The organism is Actinophytocola algeriensis, assembly GCF_014203735.1.
GTDB classification, from domain to species: domain Bacteria; phylum Actinomycetota; class Actinomycetes; order Mycobacteriales; family Pseudonocardiaceae; genus Actinophytocola; species Actinophytocola algeriensis.
This window is the reverse complement of record NZ_JACHJQ010000011.1, coordinates 12798-35941: the sequence shown is the minus strand read 5'-3', so window position 1 is coordinate 35941 and position 23144 is coordinate 12798. Positions and strand designations below refer to the sequence as shown.

The window sequence follows — 23144 nt, the reverse complement described above, 5'->3', positions numbered from 1 at the left end:
GGGGCCCTTCGTGGCATTGCTGCTGTCTCGGCAGCGTCTTCGAGATGTCGGGGCGGGGCTTGGCTGTAAGCCACCCGCTGGCACAGTGGGTCCGGTGCTCGCACTGTTGATCGCGCTGGGGGTCGACAACTTCGGGTCCGGGCTGTTCCTGCCGCTCACCCTGGTCTACGCGACCCGCGAGATCGGGCTGCCGCTCGCCGTCGCCGGGGTGACCGTCACCGCCGGGACCGTGGTCGGGTTGCTCGTGCCGCCGATCGCGGGGCGGTTCGTCGACCGGGTCGGGCCGCGGCCGGTCGTGATCGCCTCACAGGTCGTGCAGGCCCTGGGCGCCCTCGGTTTCCTCGTCGCGGACGGGATCGCCACCGTCGCCGTCGCCGTCTGCCTGCTCGCCGCCGGACAGCAGCTGTTCTACAGTTCGTTGTTCGCGCTCATCGCCGACGTCGTCGGGGACCGGCCCAAGGACCACCCCTTCGCCGTCGTCGGCATGGTGCGGGCGGCGTGCTTCGGGCTCGGGGCGCTGGCCGCCGGCGGGCTGCTCGCGTTCGGGTCGCTGCGGGTCGCCGCGGCCGTGAACGCCGTCAGTTTCGTTGCCTGCGCGCTGATGCTCGCGTCGCGGGTGCGCGCGCCGCACACACCCGCCGTCCGCGTGACCGGGCACCGGATCTCCCGGCGGTTCCTCGGGATCGTCGTCGTCACCGGGCTCGTGGCGCTCGGGTTGGACTTCTTCCTCGTCGGTCTGCCCGTGTACGTGCTCGACCTCGGGTCGCCCGCGTGGCTGCCCGGTGTCATCCTCGCGCTCCACACCGCCGTGACCAGCACGTGCGGCACGCTCGCCGTCCGGCTCACCCGGAACCTGCCGCGCACCACCACACTCGCGCACGCCGCCGTGCTCATGGCCGTCTGGTGCGCCCTGTGTCTGGTCGCCGTGGCCCTGCCCGCCGGGTGGCGGCCCGCGTGGCTGCTGGCCACCTCGCTGGTGCTCGCCGTCAGTGGTGTCCTCTTCGGAGCACGGGCCAACGCCCTCGCCGTCGCGATGGCGCCCGCCGAGTCCCGAGGGCGGCACCTCGCCGCGTTCCAGTACGCGTTCACCGTGCCCGTGGTGCTGGCACCCGCCGTCGTCGCGCTGTTCGCGGCCGGGGTGTGGGTGCCGTGGCTGGTGGTCGCTGCCGCCGCCACCGCCGGCGCGGGCGCGTTCCGGTGGCTCGGTGCCCGCCTACCCGCCGACGCGCTCAGCGCAGCCAGTTCTCCATCTCGGTGACCGCCTTCCGGAACTCCGGGGCCAGCGGGACGAGCTTGTCCGGGTACGTGTCCACCAGCCCGTCGGTGTGGTTGCCGCCCTCGACGCGGTGGTAGCGGTGCAGGTGGTCGCGGCCCTTGTCGTGGATCATCCGCGCGTACACGTCGCTGCTCCGGCTGATCGGGAGCAGCGTGTCGAGCGTGCCGTGCAACGTGATCATCGGTTTGCCGATGCGGCCCGTCAGCGCGACCTTCGCGACCGCCGCGTGGACCGACCTCGGGCGGGACGCGTAGTCGTAGTCCGCGTCGCAGTGCGGGGTGCCGCTCGCGCAGTACGGGACGCCGGCGTCCAGGTCACCGTCGAACGACGGGTCGAACTCCTCGCGGTACGTGCGTTGTGTGAGGTCCCAGTAGACCTGGTTGTGGAACGGCCACAGGAACTCCGAGCCCGGTGCGTAGCCCGCGGCCAGCATCGCGTCGTGTGCCGCCGGTGACCCCGCCGCGTAGCCCGGGTAGTTCCTCATCGCGCCGGGCAGGAACGTGAACAGGTTCGGGCCCTTCGTGGTCCAGAGCGTGCCCTCCCAGTCGATGCCGCCGTCGTACAGCCACGGCACGTTCTCCAGCTGCCAGCGCACCAGGTAGCCACCGTTGGAGATGCCCGCCATCAGCGTGCGGGCGGGGAGCCGTCCATACCGTTGCGCCACAACGGCTTTCGCCGCGATCGTCAGCTGGGTGACGCGGGTGTTCCACTCGGCGAGCGCGTCGCCGGGCCTGCGGCCGTCGTGGTAGAAGGTGACGCCGGTGTTGCCCTTGTCGGTCGCGGCGAACGCGTATCCCTTGGACAGCACGAAGTCCGCGATCGCGCGGTCGTTCGCGTACTGGCGGCGCGAGCCAGGAGAGCCCGTCACGACCAGGCCGCCGTTCCACTCGTCCGGCAGCCGCAGCACGAACTGCGCGTCGTGGTGCCAGCCGTTGTTGGCGTTGGTCGTGGACGTGTCGGAGAAGTAGCCGTCGACCTGGATGCCCGGCACACCACTGGGTTGCGGCAGCGACGCCTGCGTGAGACCGGCCCAGTCGGCGGCGACCGTGTGCCCGGACGCGGCGGTGCCCGCGGTCGTCAGCTCGTCGAGACAGGACACCACCTGGCGTTCCGCCATGGGCACGTGGACCCGGGCACAGCCGGCGGGTGCCCCAGAGGCAACACCAGAGGCGACCGCGGGGGTGGACAGGGCGACCGTGGCGCAGACAACGGCACCAACGGCACTGGCGACCAGGGCAGCACGCATACCGGAAACGTAGAAGCCTTCCGCGCGCGCGGAAATGAGTGCGGACACCACAAACCGGGCCCCGAATGTGGTGGCCGCCACTCTGAACACAGAGCTGTCGCACGCCTACCGTCAGTGAGGTACGCCGAAACACAACGAGGTGGTGACGGCATGTTCCGACCAGCGTCCGTGGCCGTGGTGGCCACGCTCCTGCTGACGCTCATCGGCGCGACCCCGGCAGCGGCCGCGATCGAACCGGTGCCGAGCTTCGGCAGCAATCCCGGCAACCTGAAGATGTTCCGTTACGTGCCAACGGGTCTGCCGGCGGGAAGACCGGTGGTCGTCGCACTGCACGGCTGCACGCAGAACGCGTCCGGGTACGGTTCCGGCGCCGGCTGGACCCAGCTGGCGGACCGGCTGAAGTTCAGCGTGGTGCTGCCGGAACAGCAGAGCGGCAACAACTTCAACAAGTGCTTCAACTGGTTCGAGCGCGGCGACACCACGCGCGGCCAGGGCGAGGCGGAGTCGATCGCGCAGATGGTGCGCAGGACGATCGCCGACACGGGCGCGGACCCGGCGCGGGTGCACGTGACCGGCCTGTCGGCGGGCGGCGCGATGACGGCGGTCATGCTGGCCACCTACCCGGAGATGTTCGCGGGCGGCGGCGTGGTCGCGGGCATCGCGTACCGGTGCGCGGCGAGCATGGTCGACGCGTTCTCGTGCATGAACCCCGGCAAGAACCGCACGCCCTCTGCGCTGGGTGACGCGGTCCGGGCGGCCTCACCGCACACCGGCCCGTGGCCGACGGTCAGCATCTGGCAGGGCAGCGCCGACTACACGGTGGCCCCGGCGAACGCGACCGAACTGGTCGAACAGTGGACGAACGTGCACGGCATCCCCGCCACACCGACGAGTACCGACACGGTCGCGGGCTACCCGCACGAGGTGTACGCCGCCGGCGGCCGGGCGGTGGTCGAGAAGTACACGATCACCGGCATGGGCCACGGGCAGCCACTGGATCCCGGGACCGGGTCCACGCAGTGCGGGACGGCGGGCGCGTACCTGCTGGACGTGAACATCTGCGCCGCGTGGCACATGGGTTCCGCCTGGCGCCTCGCCGCGTGACCTGGCCGGGGAGAGGCGGGCGGCCTCTCCCCGGCACCCCCGGCTCATTCGGTCCGCAACGCCGACAGGCGGGTCGCGTTGCGGAGGAACGGCATGGTCATCGCGCTGACCAGCAGGCTCAGCGCGATCGCGCCCGCGCACAGCAGCGCGACGCCCGCCCAGTCGACGACCATCGGGTCCTCCGTCAGGCGCATCACCAGCGCGGCCAGACCGATGCCCGTCAGCAGCGCGACCACCACGCCCAGCACGATCGGCAGCGCCACCTGCCACAGCAGCGACCGTCCCAGCACCCCGCGCGGCACCCCGCTCGCCGTCAGCATCGCCAGCGTGCGGCGGCGTTCGCGGATGTGTTCCAGTGCCAGCACGAGCAGGCTGATGCCCGCCAGCAGCAGCGTGAAGATCGAGCCCGCGTACAGGCCGGTGCGGATCGCCACGTAGGTCTGCTGGTTGTCGTCCAGGTCCGGGCCCGTGTTGAACGAGTACACGTGGGCCCCGACGCGGTGGGCGGCGACCGAGTTGCGGATGCCTTCCAGCTGGTCGCTCGTCAGGTCGTGGGAGACCATGGCGTACACCGTCGCCGACTCGTCCTGCGGCAGTGCCGCGGCGGCGATCGCGCCCGGCGTCACCACGATCGTCGCGTAGACGCTGCTGTTGTCCGGCCGGTCGAAGTACTTCGCGTCCGCAGGCACCGACCACGTGCCGGTGACCACGAGGTCCGCGTTCGACGTGCCCTGGTAGTCGCGCTGCTCGAGTGCCGTCCCCGGCTCCGGCGGCATCTGGTACTCGTCGCGCATCAGGTACACGTCGCCGTCCGTGCAGTCGCGGACGCGCACCAGGTCGCGCACGGCCGCGCAGTCCACCACGACCGCACCCCACGCGTTGTCCGTCGTGCTCGCCTCGTAGAAGGACGTGTACCGCAGCGTGTGCACGGCGTCCACACCGTCGGCGGCCGCCACCTCCGCCGACACCGCGGACGCCAGCTCCTGGCTGGTCGAGACCTCGACCGCGCCGGGGGGCGCGTCCTCACCGCCCGGCAGACCGACCACGCCCTCGACCGACATCAGCACGGTCTGCAGCGTGATCGCACCGGCCAGCACGACCGCGACCCCGCCGACGACCCGCGCCGACGTGCCGCTGTCCAGCTGCAGCCTGCGGACCGCGAGCAGCCACGACGTCGGGCCGCCCGACACCTGCCCCGCGACCCGCTCGACCAGCCACGGCAGCAGCACGGGCACCCCGATCAGCAGCAGCGCGGCGCCACCGCTCACGGCCCACGCCCACGTGTCGCTGTTGTCCGCCGCGCCGAGCTGCGTGGTCAGCAGCACCACACCCAGCATGATCAGCGCGAGCCGCCACCACAGGCGCCTGCGCACCGGCTTGCTCTGCCGCACCACGCCGAGCGGCTCGATGATCGTGCGCCGCAGCGCGAACAGGGCGGTGAGCACCGACAGCGCCGGGATCAGCAGCACGATCAACGCCGTCAGCACCGGGTCGGGCACCACGTCGGAGACGTACGCCCGCTCACCGAACAGGTCGATGCGGTCGGTGAACTGGCGCGCCACCACGAACACCACCGCGCCGAGCACCAGCCCGACGAACGCACCCGCGAGCGACTCGGCGGCCGCGATCCTGCGCACCTGCCGGGAACCGGACCCGACGAGCCGCAGCGCGGAGAGTCTGCGGTCCCGCTCCGCGCCCGCGATCCGGCTCGCGGACGTCACGAAGATGAACACCGGCAGCAGCAGCACGACCGCACCCACCAGCAGCAACGCGAGCAGCCCCGGGTCGAGGGACGCCGCCTCGGGATCGGAGCCGAACCCGTACGCCGGGACCGCGTCGATGTCCGCCAGCGTCTTCTCGTCGACGCCGATCCACGCCACCAGGTCGCCCGGCAGCTCCACCATGCCCTGGGGGAGCGTGCCTGCCACCTTCTCGGGCACGCGCGGCAGCAGCAGCTCGCCCTCCGGCGACGCCAGCAGCTCGGCCAGTGCCGGCGACGCGTACATCTCACCCGCGGCGGGCAGTTCGGGCAGCCCCGCCGGCTTCGGCGAGGACGGCCCGGTGGCCGCGACGTAGGTGAGGGCGACGTGGTCGCCGCGGAACTCGGTGTAGTTGCGGTCGGTCAGCGTGGGGTCCACGCCCTCGACCGGCGCGTCCTGCACGAAGTCGGCGTACTGCCGCACCTCGCGCTCCTGGTGCATGGTGCCCGCGGACGCGGCCACCAGCAGCACGGCCGTCGCGATCGCGATCCCCACCGCGCTGAGTGCGAGCCTCGCCCACGAGGTCCGGCCGCCCCCGACGGCCAGCCGGACCCCGAGGACGAGGTCGCTCATCCACCCCCGGACGTTCACGCCCGTCCCTCCCCCGCTTCGAGGACGCACGGCGTGCGCCCGGAGTTGCCCGCCATCACGCGAACTCCACCTGCCTCGTGTGCCCGTCACGCACGATGACCTCGCGGTCGGAGTACGCGGCGACGCGGGGCTCGTGGGTCACGAGGATGACGGCCGCGCCGGTGTCCTTCGCGGCCTCGGTGAGCAGGCGCATCACGTGCTCGCCGTTGAGCGAGTCCAGTGCGCCGGTCGGCTCGTCCGCGAAGATCACCCGTGGACCGGTGACGAGCGCGCGGGCCACCGCGACCCGCTGGCCCTGACCGCCGGACACCTCGCCGGGCCGCTTGGCAGCGACCTCGCCGACCTCGAGGCGGTCCAGCCACGTGCGGGCCTTGGCCTCGGCGTCGCGCCGCTTCATGCCGCCGAGGCGCATCGGCAGCGCCACGTTCTCGATGCACGAGAGCTCCGGCACGAGCTGCCCGAACTGGAACACGAAGCCGAACTCGGTGCGCCGCAGCGTGCTGCGTGGCTGGTCCGGCATGGCGGACAGCTCCTTGCCGTCGTACATCACCGTCCCCGCGTCGGGCTGGATGATGCCCGCGAGGCAGTGCAGCATCGTCGACTTGCCGGACCCGGACGGGCCCATGACGGCCACGACCTCACCGGCGCGGACGGACATGTTCGCGCCGTCGAGCGCCTTGGTCGGGCCGAAGGACTTGACGACGCCGGTCGCCGCCAGCAGTGGCTGTGTCATGAGGTCACCTGATTCCGTAGTTCGTCGATGCGGGCCGCGGTCAGCTCGAGCCAGCGCAGGTCGGCCTCGAGGTGGAAGAGCGCGTGGTCGCAGATCAGCTGGTCCGCGAGGTCACCGCCGCGCTTGCGGGCGGTGAGCTCACGCATGGCGCGCAGGTGCGCGTGCCGCTGGGTGTCGAGCACGTCCTGGGCGTCGCGCTCGGACATGAGCGCGATGACGACCTTCGTGTAGAGCGTGCTCTGCATGTACAGCTCGGGCTTCTCCGGCGTGCCGAGCCACGTGTCGACGTCGGTGACGCCCTCGGCCGTGACCGCGTAGCGCTTGCGGTCCGGGCCGCCGCCCTGCTCGACGCCGCTCTCCTCGATGAGGCCGTTCTTCAACAGCCGCGAGAGCGTCGCGTAGACCTGCCCGTAGTGCAGCGGCCGACCGTGCCCGAAGTGCTCGTCGTACGCCCGCTTGAGGTCGTAGCCGTGTCTCGGCCCGCCTTCGAGCAGTCCTAACAGAGTGTGTCCGATCGACATGCCTGAGAACTGTACACGCGGTGTATAGCTGGGTCTATACACCCTGCGAATAGCCGCCTGACCAGGTCTTTTATCGCGACAACCGGTGTCTGGCCTACAGTGGTTGTCGTGACCGACGTGGACCTGGTGGTCGACTTCCTGAACACCGTCGACCATGACGCGCACACGGATGTGCTGTCCGATCCGGACGCCTGGCGGCGGTGGCTCGCCGACCGAGGACTGGCCGACGGCGCGGCCGACGCCGGTGCCGTGCGGACCGCGCTGCGGGCCGCGGTCGGCGACCCCGTCGACGCGTCCGCCGAGCCCGAGGACGCCGCCGTCCCGGTGACCGTCGAGCTGTCCGCGGGCGGCGCGCCACGGCTCGCGGCGGCCGACGTGGCTGGCGCGGTGCTCGCGGCCGCCAGCAGGCTGGCCGTGCTCGGGCAGTGGGCGCGGGTGAAGATCTGCCCCGCCGACGACTGCCGGTGGGCGTTCTACGACCGCTCGCGCAACCACTCCCGCACGTGGTGCTCCATGCAGGTGTGCGGCAACCGCGAGAAGGCCCGCACGTGGCGCTCGGCGCGGCGGTGACTAGTCCGCCTCCCCGGATTTGAAAGTGTTGGTCCCGACCCGGCGACGCTCCCCGACCGCAGGCGGTCAGTGGTTGCCCGCCATCACGTTCCCCTGAGGTATCTGCTGCTCAGGCCCAGACTCTCCACAAAGATCCAAAAGACACCCCCCTGATGGCGGCCGCGACGCACAGCCTCGTGCTGGTCAGCGAGTACGTCCCGCACTCGCTGTACGACTGGCTGCGCGACGAGCCGGCGAGCAAGGCAGAGCTGATGGAACAGCAGCTCACGCACATCGTGGCGTTCCTGCGCGACCACGAACTGCTGCACAAGGACGGGCACTTCGGCAACCTCCGTACCGACGGCGCGCGGCTGTGCCTCACCGACTTCGGGCTGGTCACGTCGCCGCGCTTCGACCTGTCGGTGGCCGAGCGGGCCTTCGTGCGGCGCAACGCCACGCACGACGCCGACTACGCGGCCATGCGCCTGGTCAACTGGCTGGCGACCGAGGTGTGCGGGGTGAGCAGCGTCCCCGCCGCCCGCAACGAGTTCGTCGCGTGGTGCGCCACCGGCGGCGTACCGCCCGGCGCGCCCGCGCACGTGGCCGCGATCCTCGCCCGCCACGCACCGGCGGCCGCCCGCGCGAACAGCCTGTACTGGCAGCTGTTTCAGAGGGTGAGCTGAGCGATCGTGTAGATCAGCAGGCCGGCCAGCGCGCCGACGACCGTGCCGTTGATCCGGATGAACTGGAGGTCGCGGCCGACCTGCAGCTCGATCTTGCGGGACGTCTCCTCGGCGTCCCAGCGCTGCACGGTGTCGGTGATCAGCGTGGTGATCTCGTCGCGGTAGTTGACCACCACGTACGCGGCCGCGCCCTCGACCCAGCTGTCGACCTTGTCGCGCAGCGCGTCGTCGTCGGTGAGCTTGCGGCCGAGTGAGATCAGGCCCTCGCGCACGCGTTTGCGCAGCTCGCTGGACGGGTCCTCGGCCGCGTCGAGCAGCATCCGCTTGGCCGTCGACCAGGCCGAGCCGATCACGTTCTGGACCTCGCGGTGCGCCAGCACCTGCTGCTTGACGGCCTCGGCGCGTTCCATGGTGGCCGGGTCGGTCTGCAGGTCGGACGCGAACTCGGCGAGGAACTTGTCGACCGCGAGCCGCATCGGGTGGTTCGGGTCGGTCTTGACCAGCCACGCGAACGACAGCACCTCGCCGTACACCTTGTCGGCGACCATCGAGTCGACGAACTTCGGCGACCAGCTCGGCGACCGGTCCGACACCACCCGCATGACCTGCGAGTGGTTGTTCTTGACCCACTCGTAGGCGCGGTCGCACATCAGGTCGACGAGCTTGTGGTGCGAGCCGTCCGCGAACACCCCGGCCAGCAGCTTGCCCAGCGGCGGCCCCCACGGCACCGCGACCACGCGCTTGACCACGGCCTGCTCCATGACCTCCTGCACGTCCTCGTCCCGCAGCACGGCGACCACGCCGCGCACCACGGTCGCCAGCTCGGCGGTCACGCGCTCGGAGTTGTCCGGTTCGGCCACCCAGGCGCCGAGCCGCGACGCCACCCCGACCCGGCGCAGCCGTTCCCGCACGACCTGCTCGGACAGGAAGTTCGAGCCCACGAACTCGCCGAGGCTGTTGCCGATCGCGTCCTTGCGGGTCGGGATGATCGCCGTGTGCGGGATCCTGATCCCCATCGGGTGCCGGAACAGCGCCGTGACCGCGAACCAGTCGGCGAGCGCGCCGACCATGCCCGCCTCGGCGGCCGCCTTCACGTAGCCCGTCCACGCGGGCTCACCCGGCCACAGCGACATGACCACGAAGATCACGGCGGCGCCGACCAGGAACGACAGCGCGACGAGCTTCATCTTCCGCAGCGCGCGCTTCTTCTCGGCCTCGTCCGGGATCGGGGCCGCGATGTTCTTGCCGGCGATGTTCCTGGTCGCGATGTTCTCGGTCGCGATGTTCTTCGTCTCGGTCAGTTGCCGCACACCTCCATTGTCCGTGAGGATGGCTGACCGTGCGTCGTCCTGCTCTCGTGTCCCGCCTGACCCCCTTCACGTCGACGATCTTCGCGGAGATGACCGCGCTCGCGACCAGGACCGGGGCGGTGAACCTCGGGCAGGGCTTCCCCGACACGGACGGCCCCGCCGGCATGCTCGAGGAGGCCCAGCGGGCCATCGCGTCCGGGGTGAACCAGTACCCGCCCGGGCCCGGCCGCCCGGAGCTGCGGGCCGCGATCGCCGCCCAGCGCGCCGGTTACGGGATCGAGTTCGACCCGGACACCGAGGTCCTGGTGACCGTCGGCGCCACGGAGGCCATCGCGTCGGCGCTGCTGGCGCTGACCGAACCCGGTGACGAGGTCATCCTGTTCGAGCCGTACTACGACTCCTACGCGGCTTCTGTGGCCCTCGCGGGCGCGACCCGCAAGGTCGTGTCCCTGGTCGACGGTGAGCGGTTCTCGGTCGACCTGGACGCCGTGCGCGCCGCGATCACGCCGAAGACGCGGGCGATCCTCGTGAACTCGCCGCACAACCCGACCGGCACCGTGTTCACCCACGAGGAACTGGCCGGGATCGCGGCGCTCTGCGTCGAGCACGACCTGATCGCGATCACCGACGAGGTGTACGAGTCGCTGACCTACGACCTCGGCTGTGGCGGTGTGCCCCACCTGCCGCTGTGCACGTTCCCCGGCATGGCGGAGCGGACCGTGACCATCTCGTCGGCCGGGAAGATGTTCAACTGCACGGGCTGGAAGATCGGCTGGGTGTGCGCGCCGGAGGAGCTCACGTCGGCGGTCCGCGCGGCCAAGCAGTTCCTGACCTTCGTCGGCGGCGCGCCGTTCCAGCCCGCCGTGGCCTACGCGCTGGAGCACGAGTCCGCGTGGGTGACGGCGCTGCGGGACGACCTCGCGGCGAAGCGGACCCGGCTGTCGGAAGGGCTGGCGGCGGCCGGTTTCGGCGTGCGGCCCAGCGCGGGCACCTACTTCGTGTGCGCGGACGTCCGGCCGCTCGGCTTCTCCGACGGCGCGGAGCTGTGCCTGCGACTGCCGGAACGCGTCGGCGTGGCCGCCGTGCCCGTGCAGGTCTTCACCGACACACCGGACGCGTGGAAGCACATCGTCCGCTTCGCGTTCTGCAAGAAGGACGAGGTGCTCGACGAAGCGATCGTGCGTTTGCACAAGCTGGCGTGACCGTCCCGATGACTCAACGCGTTCACCCGAGACCCCGAACCTGACCGGAACGGGTGGGACCGGCGGTGAGCGTGACAGAGGATCACCTCACGTGATCAACATTGCCCCATCCGGCCGATACCGTGCGCTTTTGCCGTCTTTCCGGGTGGATCTCGCGCGGCTAGGGTGCACATTGTCGGTGTGGTGCTAGATAGTGTGCACTGTCGGCACGGGTACCCCTGCCGGCTGACAAGCGTTGACGGACGGTGGTGGTCGCAGTGGAGTTTTCGCGCCTGCTGCGCCGCGGGCTGCTCGTCGCCGCGATCGCTGTGGCCGGGTGGTTGCTCAGTGCCGTCTTCGCCGGTTCGGCGAGTGCGGACGAGCTGCCGGGCGACCAGCCGCAGACGCGAGAGCAGTCGGCGGGAGGTCTTCTCGGTGGACTGCTCGGCGGGATCACGCACTCGGTCACCGGGCTGACCGACACGGTCGTCGACATCACCGGATCGGTGATCGACACGACCTCGACGCTGCTGACGCCGGTCACCCAGCCCCCACAGGAGCCGATCGCCGACGTGCCGGAGCTGCTGCCGATCGACGAGTGGACCGGTTCGAACGGGACCGACCGCGTCGAGCGGGCACCCGTTCCCGCGCCGGCACCGGCACCGGCGCCGCTGCCCGTCGCACCCGCACCCAGGCCCGTCGTCGCCACGCCCGTCGAGGACGTGGCCCCCGCACCCGTTCCCGCGGCGGCACCCGCTCCCCAGCAGGCCGCCGCCCAGGAAAAGACCACCACCCCCACCGCCACCGGCCACGAGGCAGGTACGGGCTCCACACCGGAGCCGGTGAAGACGCCTGCCGGCCCGTCCGGGCCCGGTTCGACGGTGTCCGCCGCACACCACGACTCGGGTGGCGCCCGCGGCACGCACGGCGTGCTCGTCTCGCAGGCCACCCTCTCCCACCCGGCCGACGCCGGGTTCACCACCCGCAGCCGCGCGGTGAACGCCGCGGGTCGCGACGCCGGTTTACCGGTCTCCACGCCCGACTGAATGGGCCATCGGCACCGGACACCTGTGTCCCGAATCGCCAACAACGACCTTTGACGTGGGCCAACCGGCCCAACCGACCGGTCCGAACGAACTCTCCCGGCGTCCCCCCCGAACACCTTCACAAGCTACCCGACCTGCCGACCGCGCCCGGTCAGGTCGGGACCTGGCCCCGGCGCCGCGATGCCCCCGCGGCGCCGGGGCTGCCCCTCTGGCAACTCGTCCGGGCGGCACAACGAGGGGCTGTGCCGCTCGGTCCCTGCCGAGCACCCAGAGGCGAGCAGTGCGCTGGATGGTGTACTCCCGGCCGATCGGCCGACAGTGGACTAGGCCATCCAGCGCACTGCTTTCTACCCTGTATACAGTCCTCCGGTCCAGTCATGTGACCGGAATGAACCCGTTCTCCGCTATCGGAGCACGAGATTCGGCCACTGAGGCGGCGGCCGCGGCCAGCCCCAGCACCGCGTCCCCCAGCACGTCGACCGGTTGGGTGTACGGCACCCGCAGGTAGTGCTCGAGTCCCCCGTGCGGGGTGAAGAACGAGCCGGGCGCGACCCGCACCCCGAAGTTCTGCGCGACGGCCGCGAGCCGGGTGCTGACCGGCGCGGGCAGCCGGCACCACAGGCTCAGCCCGCCGTCCGGCACGGTGAACGTCCAGTCCGGGCAGTGCGTGCGGAGCAGGCCGGCGAGTGCGTCGCGTCGTTCGACCAGCAGGCGGCGGCGGTCGAGCATCGGTTCCGGCGGGCCGTCGAGCAGTTCGCACAGCACCAGTTGTTCGAACACCGGCGTCCCGAGGTCGAAGCCGCGGCGGGCGGCGGTGAGCCGGTTGATGATCTCCGTGGACGCGCGGACCCAGCCCAGCCGCAGCCCGCCCCAGTACGACTTGCCCGCCGAGCCCGCGGCCAGCACGAGATCGCCGTTGAAGGGCGGCAGCGGCGCGCCGCTGAAGTCCAGGTCGACGTTGGTCTCGTCGATGACGACCGGGGTGCGGGCGCGGCGGAACGCGGCGGCGAGGTGCGCGCGGCCTGGTTCGTCGAGGCGGTGACCGGTCGGGTTCTGGAAGTCGACGATCAGGTAGGCGAGCCGGGGCGCGGTCTGGCGGAGGGTGGCCTCGATGCCGTCGAGGTCCCAGCCCGCGCCGTCGGCCCCGTCGGTCATCGCGACCGGCACCGGGACGGTGTGCGCGCCGAGGATGGCCTCGATCGCGTTCGGGTAGGTCGGCTGCTCGATCAGCACGCGGTCACCGGGACCGGTGAACAGGCGCAGCGCGGTGGCGAGCCCGCTGTGCGCGCCGTTGGTGACGAGGATCTGGTCGGGCGTGGTGGGCAGACCGCGGGCGCTGTACCGGGCGGCGAGGCGTTCCCGCAGGTCGGGCATGCCCTGCTCGTAGTAGCCGTGCGAGCACAGCTCGGCGGCGAGGCGGGGGGTGGCGGCCGCGGCGGCGGCCGCGATGCCGGCGATGGCGGGTGGCACGGCGCGCGCCATGTCGATGGTCCCGGGGTCCTCGAGCGGTTCGTGCGCGCCACCCACCGCGGGGATGGCGGTCCACGACCCGGCACCGCGACGGCTGACGACGAGACCGTCGGTCTTCAGCTTCTCCCAGGCTGCGGAGATCATCGTGCGGCTGACGTCCAGCGCGGTGGCCAGTTCACGCTCGGGCGGCAGTGCGGTGCCCGCCGGGAGACGGCCGTCGAGGATGAGAAGCCGCAGGCCGGCGGCCAGATCGGTGGCGCCCTGCCGGGAGCCGTGGCGGCGCCAGTTGCCGAGCAGGTGTGCCAGACGTCTCGCATTCACCAGGCCAATTTATGAACATTGGCTATTGAAGACAAGCCAATGTTTTCCAGACCATGGCCACATGTCGCCGATCGATCTCCGCCCGGTCCCTGTCACCTCGTCGCCGGTGCGCCGCCTGCCCCAGTTGTTCGGCGGGCTCGCCCTGTACGGCGTGAGCATGGGCCTGATGATCAGGTCCGGGCTGGGGCTGGACCCGTGGGACGTGCTGCACGAGGCGCTGTCGAAGCGGACGGGCCTCACGTTCGGCACGATCACGGCCATCGTCGGCGCGCTGGTGCTGCTGTGCTGGATCCCGCTGCGCCAGCGACCCGGCGTCGGGACGGTGTCGAACATCCTGGTGATCGCGGTGGCGGTGGACCTGACGCTCGCCGTGGTCGCGCCGCCGTCGTCGCTGGTGCCCCGGATCGCGCTGGTCGTGTCGGGCGTGGTGCTGAACGGCCTCGCGTCGGCGGCCTACATCGGCGTCCGCCTCGGCCCCGGCCCGCGGGACGGGCTGATGACCGGGCTGAACGCGCGGACCGGGTGGTCGATCCGGCTGGTGCGCACGGCGATCGAGCTGACCGTGCTCGCCGGTGGCTGGCTGCTCGGCGGCACCGTCGGCGTGGGCACCGTGGTGTACGCGCTCGCGATCGGGCCGCTCGTGCAGGCGTTCCTGCCGTTCGTCACCTGGCGGGGCGGCAAGACCGCGGGCTGACCTGCGGTTACCGGACCGGCCTACGTGAAGTCCACGATCACCAGCGCCTGGTCGTCGTGGGGTTTCGCGCGGGGCCAGCGGGTGCCGCGAGGGTCGTCGAGTTCCGCGGCGCGGACCCGGTCCAGCACGGCTTCCGGGCCGTCGGCCGCGGCCAGGTCGCGGACGGCGGTCCAGTCGGGGAACACCCGGTAGGTGTCGACGCCGCACGAGACGCCGTCGCTCGCCATCAGGACCTGGGTGAGCGCGGCGCGGGGCCAGGTCGCGCGTTCCGCGTAGTGGGCCGCGTCCGGGTCGGCCTCCGCGACCCAGAAGCCGTCCTCGGTGTTGCGGCGGCGGCTCATGGACGTGGCCGCTTCGCGCAGGGCCACCAGGTGGTCGTCGCCGTAGCCCGCGCCGGACGCGAGGCGGTCGCGGTAGCCCGCGCCTCTCGGCATGGCCGCCAGGCGTGCGTCGACCAGCGGGGACGGGCCGTCCGCGGTGAACGCGACGATCGGGCTGTCGGCCAGGACCAGGCCCTCGACGAGGTGGTCGTTCCAGCGCAGCAGCGCGACCGTGCTCGAAGGGGACTCGCCGGGTATCAGGCCGTTGTCCCTGGCCAGGGCTTTGATCGCGGCTGCCAGCAGGTCCGCGAGGTCGGCGTCGGGGTAGCCGACGAGTCTGCCGGCGAGCTCGCCGGCCAGTCTCGACGCGTACCAGCCGCCGGTGGGCAGGTCGGGGTCCAGCGTGGTCGCGCCGTCGAGCAGCACCACCGCGTTCGGCAGTACCGCGACCACGTCCTCGCTGGGGCGGACCGCGCCGTCGAGACCGACGCCGGGCCGTTCCGCCACCTCGATGCGGGGCATCATGATCAAAATCATAGATGTCAACCAGAGTTGACGTCGAGGGCTTGTCAACCTATGTTGACATCATGACCGAAGCGACACAACTCGCCGCCGCAGCGGGCGACCGGGACCCCAAGGTCGGCCTCCGGGCGGTCGCGGCGCTGCGCAAGCTCCTCGAACGCCTGGAGGCCGTGCAGGTCCGCAACGCGCGGCTGAAGGGTTGGTCGTGGCAGGAGATCGCCGCCGAGCTGGGGGTTTCCCGCCAAGCGGTGCACAAGAAGCACGGGAGGGCCTGACATGTTCAACCGCTTCACCGATGTCGCGAGGCGGGTCGTGACCGAGGCCGCGAAGCAGGCCCGCCGGGAGGTCACCGAGGAGCACCTGCTGCTCGCGCTCCTCGACCAGGAGGGCACGACCTCGGCGCGACTGCTGTCGGAGGCGGGCGTGACCGCGGACAAGGTCGACGCCGCGTTCCGCACCGCGGAACGCAAGGGTGGCCTGTCGGACGCCGAGGCCGCGGCGATGCTGCGTGAGCTGGGCATCGACGTCGACGAGGTCGTGGCAGGCGTCGAGCGCGCGCTGGGAAAGGGCGTGCTCACCCCACCGGCACGGGACCGCCGGTTCGGCGACGCGGCGAAGGACGTCCTGCGCGGCGCACTGGCCCAGGCGAAGTCGCTACGCGACCGCGAACTGGGCGACGAGCACCTGCTGCTGGCCCTCGCCGCCCACGAGGGTGTGGCGGGCCAACTCCTCGCCACGCACGGCCTGTCCTACCTGGACGTGCGGGCGAGGCTGCGCGGCCGCACGTGAGTGCTAGGGGCGGCCGAGGCCGTTCCACTCGAAGCCGGCGCGGCGCAGCACGTCCGGGTCGAGCAGGTTGCGGGTGTCGACCACCACCGGGCGGTTGACCACCCCGGCGAGCTTGGCCCAGTCGAGACCGCGGAACTCGGGCCACTCGGTGAGCACGACCAGCGCGTCGACACCTTCCGCGGCGCGGTACGGGTCGTCGACGACGGTGATGCCGTCCAGGTCGGGTCGGGTGTCACCGGAGCGCAGGGCCGGGTCGTACGCGGTCAGCTTGGCACCGGCCTGGCGGAGCAGCGCGGACACCGCGAGCGCCGGGCTGTCCCGCAGGTCGTCGGTGCCCGCCTTGAACGTGAGCCCGAGAACGCCGAGCCGGACCTTCGACAGCGAACCGCCGCGCTTGCCGGTGACGGCGATGCGCACCTTCTCGACCATGCGCTGCCGCTGCCGGTTGTTGGTGTCGATGGTGGCGCGGATGAGCCGGAACTCGAAGTCGGCGGCGTCGGCGAGCTGCAGCATCGCGGACGTGTCCTTCGGCAGGCACGAGCCGCCCCAGCCGGGGCCGGGGTTGAGGAACGCCTGGCCGATGCGCTTGTCGTAGCCCATGCCCTCGGTGACGTCCGAGATGTCGGCGCCGAGGCGGTCGCACAGCTCGGCGACCGCGTTCACGTAGGACAGCTTCATCGCGAGGAAGCAGTTCGCCGCGTACTTGACCAGCTCGGCGGACGCGGCGTCGGTCAGCACGGTCGGGGCGCCGAGGCGGGCGTAGAGCGCCGCGACCTTCTCGGCGGCGTCCTGCTTGTCGCAGCCGACGACGATGCGGTCGGGGTGCAGGAAGTCGTGGACCGCGGAGCCCTCGCGCAGGAACTCGGGGTTGGAGACGACCGCGACGTCGTCGCGTTCGAGCAGTTCCGCGGTGCGCTGGGCGGTGCCGACCGGCACGGTCGACTTGTTGACCACGACGGCACCGGCGGGCAGCAGCGACGCGACCTCCTCCAGCACCGACTCGACCACCGAGAGGTCCGCCACACCGCCGACGCCCATGGGCGTCGGCACGCACAGGAACACGACCTCGCTGCCCTCGACCGCCGCGGCGGCGCCGAGCACGAACGACAGGCGGCCCGCGGCGAGGCCACCGGCCACCAGGTCGGCCAGGCCGGGCTCGAGGATGTCGACCTCACCGTTGGACAGGCGCTTGACCTTCTCCGCGTCGACGTCGGCGCACACCACGTGGTGTCCGAGCGACGCGAGACACGCGCCGGTCGTCAGCCCGACATACCCGGTTCCCACCACCGCGATCCGCCGTACGAACACGGGCCGGACTCCCCTCGCTGATCCCCAACACGTCAGAACGAACGCTACATGTGTCGTAACGGGAACAGCCTGACGGCCGACTCACTGTCTGAACCAGGTGCGGTTCTCGGGGCCCGCACGTGCGCAAAACATCCCCACCGGAGGAACGCGTGGTAATGGCACGCTTCTTTTGTGCTGCCTCCAGAAAGGCGGGCGGCAGATGAGAGTCAGCGTCTTCGGCCTCGGCTACGTCGGCTCGGTGTCGGCCGCGTGCCTCGCCTCCCGCGGCAACGACGTCGTCGGCGTCGACGTCAACCCCACCAAGGTCGACCTGATCATGGGCGGGCACGCGCCCGTGGTCGAGGAGAAGATCGGTGAGCTGACCGCCGAGGTGGTCGCGACCGGGCTGCTCCGCGCGACCACCGACGTCGCCGACGCGGTCGCGAACAGTGACGTGTCGCTGGTCTGCGTCGGCACGCCGTCCGCGCAGAACGGCAGCCTGTCCACGACGTACCTGGAGCGGGTCGCCGAGCAGATCGGTGAGGCGATAGCCGAGCGCGACACCCGTCACACGGTCGTGTTCCGCAGCACGATGCTGCCGGGCACCTGCCTGAACCTGCTGGTCCCGATCCTGGAGAAGGCGTCGGGCAGGACCGCGGGCGTCGACTTCGGCGTGGCGGTGAACCCGGAGTTCCTGCGGGAGGGCTCGAGCGTCCGCGACTTCTTCGACCCGCCGAAGACCGTGATCGGCGAGCTGGACGCCGACAGCGGTGACGTGGTCGCGGCCCTGTACGAGGGCCTGCCCGGCGCCGTGTTCCGGGTGCCGATCCCGGTCGCCGAGATCACCAAGTACGCGGACAACTCCTTCCACGCGCTCAAGATCGGCTTCGCGAACGAGCTGGGCTCGATCTGCGCGGCGCTGGGCCTGGACTCGCACGCGGTGATGGACGTGTTCGTCGCCGACCGCAAGCTCAACATCAGCCCCGCGTACCTGAAGCCGGGGTTCGCGTTCGGCGGGTCGTGCCTGCCGAAGGACCTGCGCGGCCTGGTGCACGCCGCGCACCGCGTGGACGTGTCGGTGCCGATCCTGTCGCACGTGCTGCCGTCCAACGAGGAGCACCTGAAGCGGTCGTTCGAGCTGGTCGCGCGCACCGGCAAGCGCAAGGTCGGCCTGTTCGGCCTGTCGTTCAAGCCGGGCACCGACGACCTGCGCGAGAGCCCGATGGTGGAGCTGGCGGAGCGCCTGCTGGGCAAGGGTTACGACCTGAGGATCTACGACGGATGCGTGAGCATGTCGCGGCTGCTCGGCGCGAACCGCGAGTACATCGAGCAGCGCCTGCCGCACCTCGGCCAGCTGCTGGCGGCCGACGTCGACGAGGTCCTCGCGCACGCCGAGGTGTACCTGGTCGCGACGACCGACCCGACCGTGCTGGCCGCGCTGCCCTCTGGTGACGACCACCGCACGCTGATCGATCTCGTCCGCCTCCCCGACGCCGAGGCGCGCCGGGCCGACAAGGGGTACGTGGGCCTTGCCTGGTAAGCGAGCACTCATCCTCGTCGAGAACCTCTCGGTGCCGTTCGACCGCCGCGTCTGGCAGGAGTCGCAGACGTTGCGGGACGCGGGCTGGGACGTGCACGTCATCTGTCCACAGGGGACGAAACGGGACCGGGAGCCGTACGTCGAGCTGGACGGGGTGAAGATCCACCGCTACCCGCTGGTGGCGGCGACCGGCGGCCCGCGCGGGTACGTCAAGGAGTACGGCGCCGCGCTGTGGCACACGCTGCGCCTGGCCAGGAAGATCGCGAAGCAGGGCAGGATCGACGTGGTCCACGCGTGCAACCCGCCGGACCTGCTGTACCTGGTGGCGAAGGTGCTGAAGCGCCAGGGCACGAAGTTCGTCTTCGACCAGCACGACCTGTGCCCGGAGCTGTACCTGTCGCGGTTCGCGGGCCGGGGCGAGGACGCGCTGTACCGCGCGGTGTGCCGCCTGGAGCGGGCCACGTACAAGGCCGCGGACGTGGTGATCTCGACCAACGAGAGCTACCGCGAGGCGGCGATCACGCGCGGGAACATGGACCCGGAGAAGGTGTTCGTGGTCCGCAGCGCGCCGGTGATCGAGCGGTTCCAGCAGGTCGAGGCGGAGCCGGAGCTGAAGAAGGGCAAGCCGCACCTGCTGTGCTACCTGGGTGTGATGGGCCCGCAGGACGGCGTGGACTACGCGCTGCGGTCGCTGGCTCTGCTGCGGGAGGAACGCGACGACTGGCACGCCGTGTTCGTCGGCGCGGGCGACACGTTCGACGAGATGGTGGCGCTGGCGGGAAAACTCGGACTCGACGACGTGGTCGAGTTCACCGGCCGCATCCCGGACGAGGACCTGGTGCGGTACCTGTCGACCGCGGACGTGTGCCTGTCGCCGGACCCGCACAACCCCCTGAACAACGTGTCGACGATGAACAAGGTCATGGAGTACATGGCCATGTCCCGGCCGATGGTGTCGTTCGAGCTGCGGGAGGCGCGGGTGTCGGCGGGGGACGCGGCCGTCTACGCGCCTGCCAACGACGAGCGGGAGTTCGCGCGGCTCACGGCGCGGCTCCTCGACGACCCCGAGGAGCGGATGCGGATGGGCAAGCTCGGCAAGGAGCGCGTCGAGGGCCCGCTCGCGTGGAGCAACTCACAGAAAGCACTGCTCGCGGCGTACGCGACCGCAACATCTTGACCAAGAGTAACCGTCGGGGTGTAACTCAAACCGGGTCCGCCGCGACGGGACTCGTGAGGCGCCGGCCCCGCTCAGGTGCCGTAGTTCCTCGAAAGGGGGCCCGACGCGATGATCCATGACGTCTCCGACGCCGCTGACACAGCGCGGCTCGCCATCATCTGGCGAGTACTGCGCCAGAGGTGGCGATTACTCATAGTGATCGCCGTGTTGGGTGCGCTGGTGGGGGCGGGTGCGTCGCTGGTGCTCTCGCCCGGCTACGAGACGTCGGCGAGCGTGCTGCTCCAGGGCCCCCGGGACCCGGACGAGCTGACGACCGAGGCCCAGGTGGCGCACAGCACGGTCGTGCTGGACCGCACCGCCGCCGCGTTGCGGTGGGGCAGGTCGGGAGCGGACCTCGCCGACGACGTGACCGCGACCGTGGCGGACGGCAACATCATCGAGATCACCGGGGTGGCGGACACCCCGGAGCAGGCGCAGCAGCTCGCGGACCGGGTCGCGCAGGAGTACGTGACGTTCTCGACGCAGCTGATGGCGAACACGGCGGACGCGTCGGCGCAGGTGTCGCAGGAGCAGCAGGAGACGCTGCGCCAGCAGATCATCGAAACGAACCAGAAGATCTCCGACCTGCACAACTCCGCGGGTCAGGGCCAGACGATCGACAGCGTCGGCGTGCGCACGGAGCTGGAGTCGCTGCGGACCGCGCTGTCGCAGGCGGTGGCGAAGCTCGACGAGCTGGACACGGTGTCGAGCTCGTCGAAGATCGTGGTGATGGGCCCGGCGGAGCGCCCGCTCGGCCCCGCGACGCCGACGATGACGCACTTCGTCGCGGGTGGCGCGGTGGTGTTCCTGGTGCTCGGCGTGTTCGGGCACCTGTTCGCGGCCCGCGCCGACAAGCGGCTGCGGGACGACGAGCAGATCACGGCCGCGCTGGGCACGGCCGTGATGGGTGGCGTCGACGTGCCCGACGTGCCGGAGGCGGCCGCCGCTCCCGCGCCGAAGTCGTGGTGGCAGAAGGTGGCCGGGCTGGTCGTGGACGACCGGCCGTGGCACCTGCCGGAGCTGCCGTCGGCCGCGGACGAGACCGGACTGGACATCCGCTACCGCCGCGCGCTGTCGCGGCTGCGCGAGCACCTGCCCCCCGGCCCGGGCCGGGTGCTGGTGGTGGTCGCGAAGGACGACCCCGCGGCGCGCCGCGCCGCGGACCGGCTGGGTGCCGTCGCGGCCGAGAGCAGGCTGGCGTTGCAGGTCGTCGAGGTGGACGCGGACCGCCCGGTGGTGCCGGACGAGGCGGTGCCTGGCGTACTGGTGGTCGTCACCACGGGCACGCGGACCGGCTGGCAGCTCGTCGGCATCGCCGAGGCGTGCCGCGACGCCGGGCACGAGGTGCTCGGCGCGGTGGTCACCCGCCGGGCCCGCCCGCTCGAACAGGTTCCCGATCGCCCCGCCGAACCCGCGCTGGCAGGTGCACCGTGACCACCACCTCGCAGAGCCCCCAGCACCTGCTGGACTTCACCCGGCTGTGGACGGCGATCCGCCGAGGGCGCCGCCTGTGGCTGAGCTTCGCGCTGCTCGGGTTCCTCGCAGGCGGGTTGCTGACGGTGCTGATGCCGCCGACCCCGACCGCGGTGACCCGGATCCTCGTGGTGCACGAGCAGGACGGCCCGTCCGACGGCGGCAGCCTGATCCGCACGGACGTGGCGCTGATGAGCACGACCAGGATCGCCGCGGACGCGCTGGAACGGCTGACGGTGGCCGAGCGACCGGAGGAGTTCCTGAAGACGATCACGGTCGTCGGGCTCACCAACAACGTGCTCGAGGTGACGGTCGAGGCGCCGACCGGCGCGGAGGCGGCCCGGCGGGCGAAGGCGCTCGCGGAGGCGTTCATCGCCGACCACGTGGGCCGCATCCAGTCGGCCGCGGCGGCGGAGGCAAAGGCGCTGACCGACCAGCGCACGCAGGTGCAGGCGGAGCTGAACGAGGTCAACGGGCAGATCTCGGGTGCGGAGGCCGCGGCCGTCAACGCGGAGAACAACGACGAAAACGACAACGACCAGAACAACGAGGAGAGCGCGGCGCCGCCCCCGTCGAACGCCGCGACCCTGGACTCGCTGTACGCGCGGCGTGCGGAGCTGACCGACCAGATCAGCCAGCTCACGCAGCAGGCGCAGGAGGCCGGGCTGGGTGCGCCGCGGGTGGCGGCCGGCACGCAGATCGTGGACGCGCCACGCCCGGTGCGGACATCGCTGAAGATCACCGGTGCCACCAACGCCGGCATCGGGCTGGCGTTCGGCCTGGTGGTGGGTGTCGCGCTGGCCGCGGTGACCGGCGTGGTGCGGGACAAGCCGGTCCTGCGCCGCGACATCGCGGCGAACCTGGGTGCGTCGGTGATCGCACAGCTCCCGGGCCGCAAGCGGCGTCTGCTGCCGAACAAGGCGGCCGGCGACGAGCACGCCGGAGTCGCCGAGACGCTGGTCCGGTTGGTGCGGAACGGTTCCGGGCCGGTGTCGGTGCTGGAGCTGGGTGCGCCGAAGGTCGCGGCCGCGCTGGCGGCCGCGGTCGACGCCGCACTGGACGACGGCGAAGCGCGGCTCGGCGTCGGGTCGGTCGCTCCCGGTGCGTCGTGGACGGACCTGCCGCACCTCGGTGCGGAGGCGGTGCTGGTGGTGCGCGTCGGGTACGCGCACACGGCGTGGCTGCACACGGTCGCCCGGCAGCTCGCCGACCTGGGCATCCCGGTCGTCGGCGTCGTGCTCGTCGACCCGGACCCGCGGGACCGGACCGACGGGACGCTGTGGGACGGCCTGCACACCGCGCTGCGCGGACGGGCGAAGCACGCGGAGAAGACCACCAACGGCACCAACGGCACCAACGGCACCAACGGCACGAACGGCGCCGACCTGCCGACGAAGCGGCTGGCGCCGGTGCAGCCGCCGGGGCACGACCTGCCGACGAAGAAGTTCGCACCGGTGCGGCGGGACAGCGACGAGTTGTCCCAGCGCAGGACACAGGGCTGAGGGGGCGGAC

The 23144-nt window shown here is 71.5% G+C and carries 21 protein-coding genes; 13 read left to right on the top strand and 8 right to left on the bottom strand.

The annotated features are described in order from the left end of the window. Positions 1 to 94: 94 nt before the first annotated feature. On the top strand, positions 95 to 1258 hold the full coding sequence (locus FHR82_RS39545) for an MFS transporter (protein ID WP_311771493.1): 1164 nt from the start codon (positions 95 to 97) through the stop codon (positions 1256 to 1258). Here the strand turns inward: FHR82_RS39545 and FHR82_RS39540 are convergent. After that, entirely contained in the window at positions 1230 to 2522 is a 1293-nt protein-coding gene (locus tag FHR82_RS39540) for a 3-hydroxybutyrate oligomer hydrolase family protein (protein ID WP_184815786.1), read from the bottom strand. The two genes, FHR82_RS39545 and FHR82_RS39540, sit on opposite strands and share 29 nt — an antisense overlap. A gap of 150 nt (positions 2523 to 2672) precedes the next feature. Between FHR82_RS39540 and FHR82_RS39535 the strand changes: the two genes are divergently transcribed. Then, positions 2673 to 3626, top strand: a complete 954-nt coding sequence (locus FHR82_RS39535) for an extracellular catalytic domain type 1 short-chain-length polyhydroxyalkanoate depolymerase (RefSeq protein ID WP_184815785.1) — start codon at positions 2673 to 2675, stop codon at positions 3624 to 3626. Between the two features lie 44 nt (positions 3627 to 3670). On the opposite strand, the gene FHR82_RS39530 is transcribed toward FHR82_RS39535, so the two are convergent. The 3 genes from FHR82_RS39530 to FHR82_RS39520 are packed head-to-tail and all read right to left on the bottom strand — an operon-like array spanning position 3671 to position 7231. Beyond that, positions 3671 to 5977: an ABC transporter permease gene (locus tag FHR82_RS39530; RefSeq protein WP_184815784.1), complete on the bottom strand. Its 2307-nt coding sequence runs from the start codon at positions 5975 to 5977 to the stop codon at positions 3671 to 3673. A 55-nt stretch (positions 5978 to 6032) separates the two neighbouring features. Next, a complete protein-coding gene (locus FHR82_RS39525; protein ID WP_184815783.1) occupies positions 6033 to 6710 on the bottom strand; it encodes an ABC transporter ATP-binding protein in 678 nt (225 codons plus the stop codon). Next, on the bottom strand, positions 6707 to 7231 hold the full coding sequence (locus FHR82_RS39520; protein ID WP_184815782.1) for a PadR family transcriptional regulator: 525 nt from the start codon (positions 7229 to 7231) through the stop codon (positions 6707 to 6709). Before FHR82_RS39520 ends, FHR82_RS39525 begins: the two co-directional genes overlap by 4 nt. A gap of 108 nt (positions 7232 to 7339) precedes the next feature. Here FHR82_RS39520 and FHR82_RS39515 point away from each other — a divergent pair, with 108 nt between their 5' ends. Further along, a complete protein-coding gene (locus FHR82_RS39515; RefSeq protein ID WP_376706484.1) occupies positions 7340 to 7801 on the top strand; it encodes a CGNR zinc finger domain-containing protein in 462 nt (153 codons plus the stop codon). A gap of 152 nt (positions 7802 to 7953) precedes the next feature. Then, positions 7954 to 8463: a protein kinase family protein gene (locus tag FHR82_RS39510; RefSeq protein ID WP_184815781.1), complete on the top strand. Its 510-nt coding sequence runs from the start codon at positions 7954 to 7956 to the stop codon at positions 8461 to 8463. Here the strand turns inward: FHR82_RS39510 and FHR82_RS39505 are convergent. Next, a complete protein-coding gene (locus tag FHR82_RS39505) occupies positions 8448 to 9650 on the bottom strand; it encodes a DUF445 domain-containing protein (protein WP_184816113.1) in 1203 nt (400 codons plus the stop codon). The genes FHR82_RS39510 and FHR82_RS39505 overlap by 16 nt on opposite strands. Positions 9651 to 9802: 152 nt before the next feature. Between FHR82_RS39505 and FHR82_RS39500 the strand changes: the two genes are divergently transcribed. Continuing rightward, entirely contained in the window at positions 9803 to 10975 is a 1173-nt protein-coding gene (locus tag FHR82_RS39500) for a pyridoxal phosphate-dependent aminotransferase (protein WP_184815780.1), read from the top strand. Positions 10976 to 11232: 257 nt separating this feature from the next. Further along, complete coding sequence (locus tag FHR82_RS39495; protein ID WP_184815779.1) at positions 11233 to 12000, top strand: hypothetical protein; 768 nt, start codon at positions 11233 to 11235, stop codon at positions 11998 to 12000. 375 nt (positions 12001 to 12375) lie between these two features. On the opposite strand, the gene yczR is transcribed toward FHR82_RS39495, so the two are convergent. Continuing rightward, a complete protein-coding gene (gene yczR / locus FHR82_RS39490; RefSeq protein WP_311771491.1) occupies positions 12376 to 13791 on the bottom strand; it encodes a MocR-like transcription factor YczR in 1416 nt (471 codons plus the stop codon). Positions 13792 to 13852: 61 nt separating this feature from the next. Here yczR and yczE point away from each other — a divergent pair, with 61 nt between their 5' ends. Then, positions 13853 to 14485 (top strand): membrane protein YczE, encoded by a 633-nt coding sequence (yczE, locus tag FHR82_RS39485; protein ID WP_184815778.1) that lies wholly within the window; start codon positions 13853 to 13855, stop codon positions 14483 to 14485. Between the two features lie 20 nt (positions 14486 to 14505). Here the strand turns inward: yczE and FHR82_RS39480 are convergent, their stop codons facing one another. Then, the gene (locus FHR82_RS39480; RefSeq protein WP_184816111.1) at positions 14506 to 15327 is read right to left on the bottom strand and encodes a hypothetical protein; all 822 of its coding nucleotides are present in this window, start codon (positions 15325 to 15327) and stop codon (positions 14506 to 14508) included. A gap of 65 nt (positions 15328 to 15392) precedes the next feature. Here FHR82_RS39480 and FHR82_RS39475 point away from each other — a divergent pair, with 65 nt between their 5' ends. Together FHR82_RS39475 and FHR82_RS39470 are read left to right on the top strand one after the other, a co-directional pair. Then, positions 15393 to 15602: a sigma factor-like helix-turn-helix DNA-binding protein gene (locus tag FHR82_RS39475; protein ID WP_184815777.1), complete on the top strand. Its 210-nt coding sequence runs from the start codon at positions 15393 to 15395 to the stop codon at positions 15600 to 15602. 1 nt (position 15603) lies between these two features. After that, complete coding sequence (locus FHR82_RS39470; protein WP_184815776.1) at positions 15604 to 16116, top strand: Clp protease N-terminal domain-containing protein; 513 nt, start codon at positions 15604 to 15606, stop codon at positions 16114 to 16116. Between the two features lie 3 nt (positions 16117 to 16119). Here FHR82_RS39470 and FHR82_RS39465 read toward each other — a convergent pair whose 3' ends face one another. Continuing rightward, a complete protein-coding gene (locus tag FHR82_RS39465) occupies positions 16120 to 17424 on the bottom strand; it encodes a UDP-glucose dehydrogenase family protein (RefSeq protein WP_184815775.1) in 1305 nt (434 codons plus the stop codon). Positions 17425 to 17623: 199 nt separating this feature from the next. Between FHR82_RS39465 and FHR82_RS39460 the strand changes: the two genes are divergently transcribed. From FHR82_RS39460 to FHR82_RS39445, 4 genes are all read left to right on the top strand, one after another. After that, entirely contained in the window at positions 17624 to 18943 is a 1320-nt protein-coding gene (locus tag FHR82_RS39460) for a nucleotide sugar dehydrogenase (protein WP_184815774.1), read from the top strand. Continuing rightward, positions 18933 to 20120, top strand: coding sequence for a glycosyltransferase family 4 protein (locus FHR82_RS39455; RefSeq protein ID WP_184815773.1), 1188 nt, complete (start codon positions 18933 to 18935; stop codon positions 20118 to 20120). Before FHR82_RS39460 ends, FHR82_RS39455 begins: the two co-directional genes overlap by 11 nt. A gap of 108 nt (positions 20121 to 20228) precedes the next feature. Continuing rightward, complete coding sequence (locus FHR82_RS39450; protein WP_376706483.1) at positions 20229 to 21593, top strand: Wzz/FepE/Etk N-terminal domain-containing protein; 1365 nt, start codon at positions 20229 to 20231, stop codon at positions 21591 to 21593. Further along, complete coding sequence (locus FHR82_RS39445) at positions 21590 to 23134, top strand: Wzz/FepE/Etk N-terminal domain-containing protein (protein WP_184815771.1); 1545 nt, start codon at positions 21590 to 21592, stop codon at positions 23132 to 23134. The genes FHR82_RS39450 and FHR82_RS39445 overlap by 4 nt, the downstream gene beginning before the upstream one ends. Positions 23135 to 23144: the final 10 nt, after the last annotated feature.

Excerpts from the sequence above, each read along its gene's own strand:
- FHR82_RS39460 (WP_184815774.1), top strand. The coding sequence starts at position 17,624 with ATGAGAGTCAGCGTCTTCGGCCTCGGCTACGTCGGCTCGGTGTCGGCC.
- FHR82_RS39525 (WP_184815783.1), bottom strand. The coding sequence starts at position 6,710 with ATGACACAGCCACTGCTGGCGGCGACCGGCGTCGTCAAGTCCTTCGGC.
- FHR82_RS39510 (WP_184815781.1), top strand. The coding sequence starts at position 7,954 with ATGGCGGCCGCGACGCACAGCCTCGTGCTGGTCAGCGAGTACGTCCCG.
- FHR82_RS39470 (WP_184815776.1), top strand. The coding sequence starts at position 15,604 with ATGTTCAACCGCTTCACCGATGTCGCGAGGCGGGTCGTGACCGAGGCC.
- yczE (WP_184815778.1), top strand. The coding sequence starts at position 13,853 with ATGTCGCCGATCGATCTCCGCCCGGTCCCTGTCACCTCGTCGCCGGTG.
- FHR82_RS39480 (WP_184816111.1), bottom strand. The coding sequence starts at position 15,327 with ATGCCCCGCATCGAGGTGGCGGAACGGCCCGGCGTCGGTCTCGACGGC.
- FHR82_RS39505 (WP_184816113.1), bottom strand. The coding sequence starts at position 9,650 with ATGAAGCTCGTCGCGCTGTCGTTCCTGGTCGGCGCCGCCGTGATCTTC.
- FHR82_RS39540 (WP_184815786.1), bottom strand. The coding sequence starts at position 2,522 with ATGCGTGCTGCCCTGGTCGCCAGTGCCGTTGGTGCCGTTGTCTGCGCC.
- FHR82_RS39450 (WP_376706483.1), top strand. The coding sequence starts at position 20,229 with ATGATCCATGACGTCTCCGACGCCGCTGACACAGCGCGGCTCGCCATC.
- FHR82_RS39535 (WP_184815785.1), top strand. The coding sequence starts at position 2,673 with ATGTTCCGACCAGCGTCCGTGGCCGTGGTGGCCACGCTCCTGCTGACG.
- FHR82_RS39475 (WP_184815777.1), top strand. The coding sequence starts at position 15,393 with ATGACCGAAGCGACACAACTCGCCGCCGCAGCGGGCGACCGGGACCCC.
- FHR82_RS39520 (WP_184815782.1), bottom strand. The coding sequence starts at position 7,231 with ATGTCGATCGGACACACTCTGTTAGGACTGCTCGAAGGCGGGCCGAGA.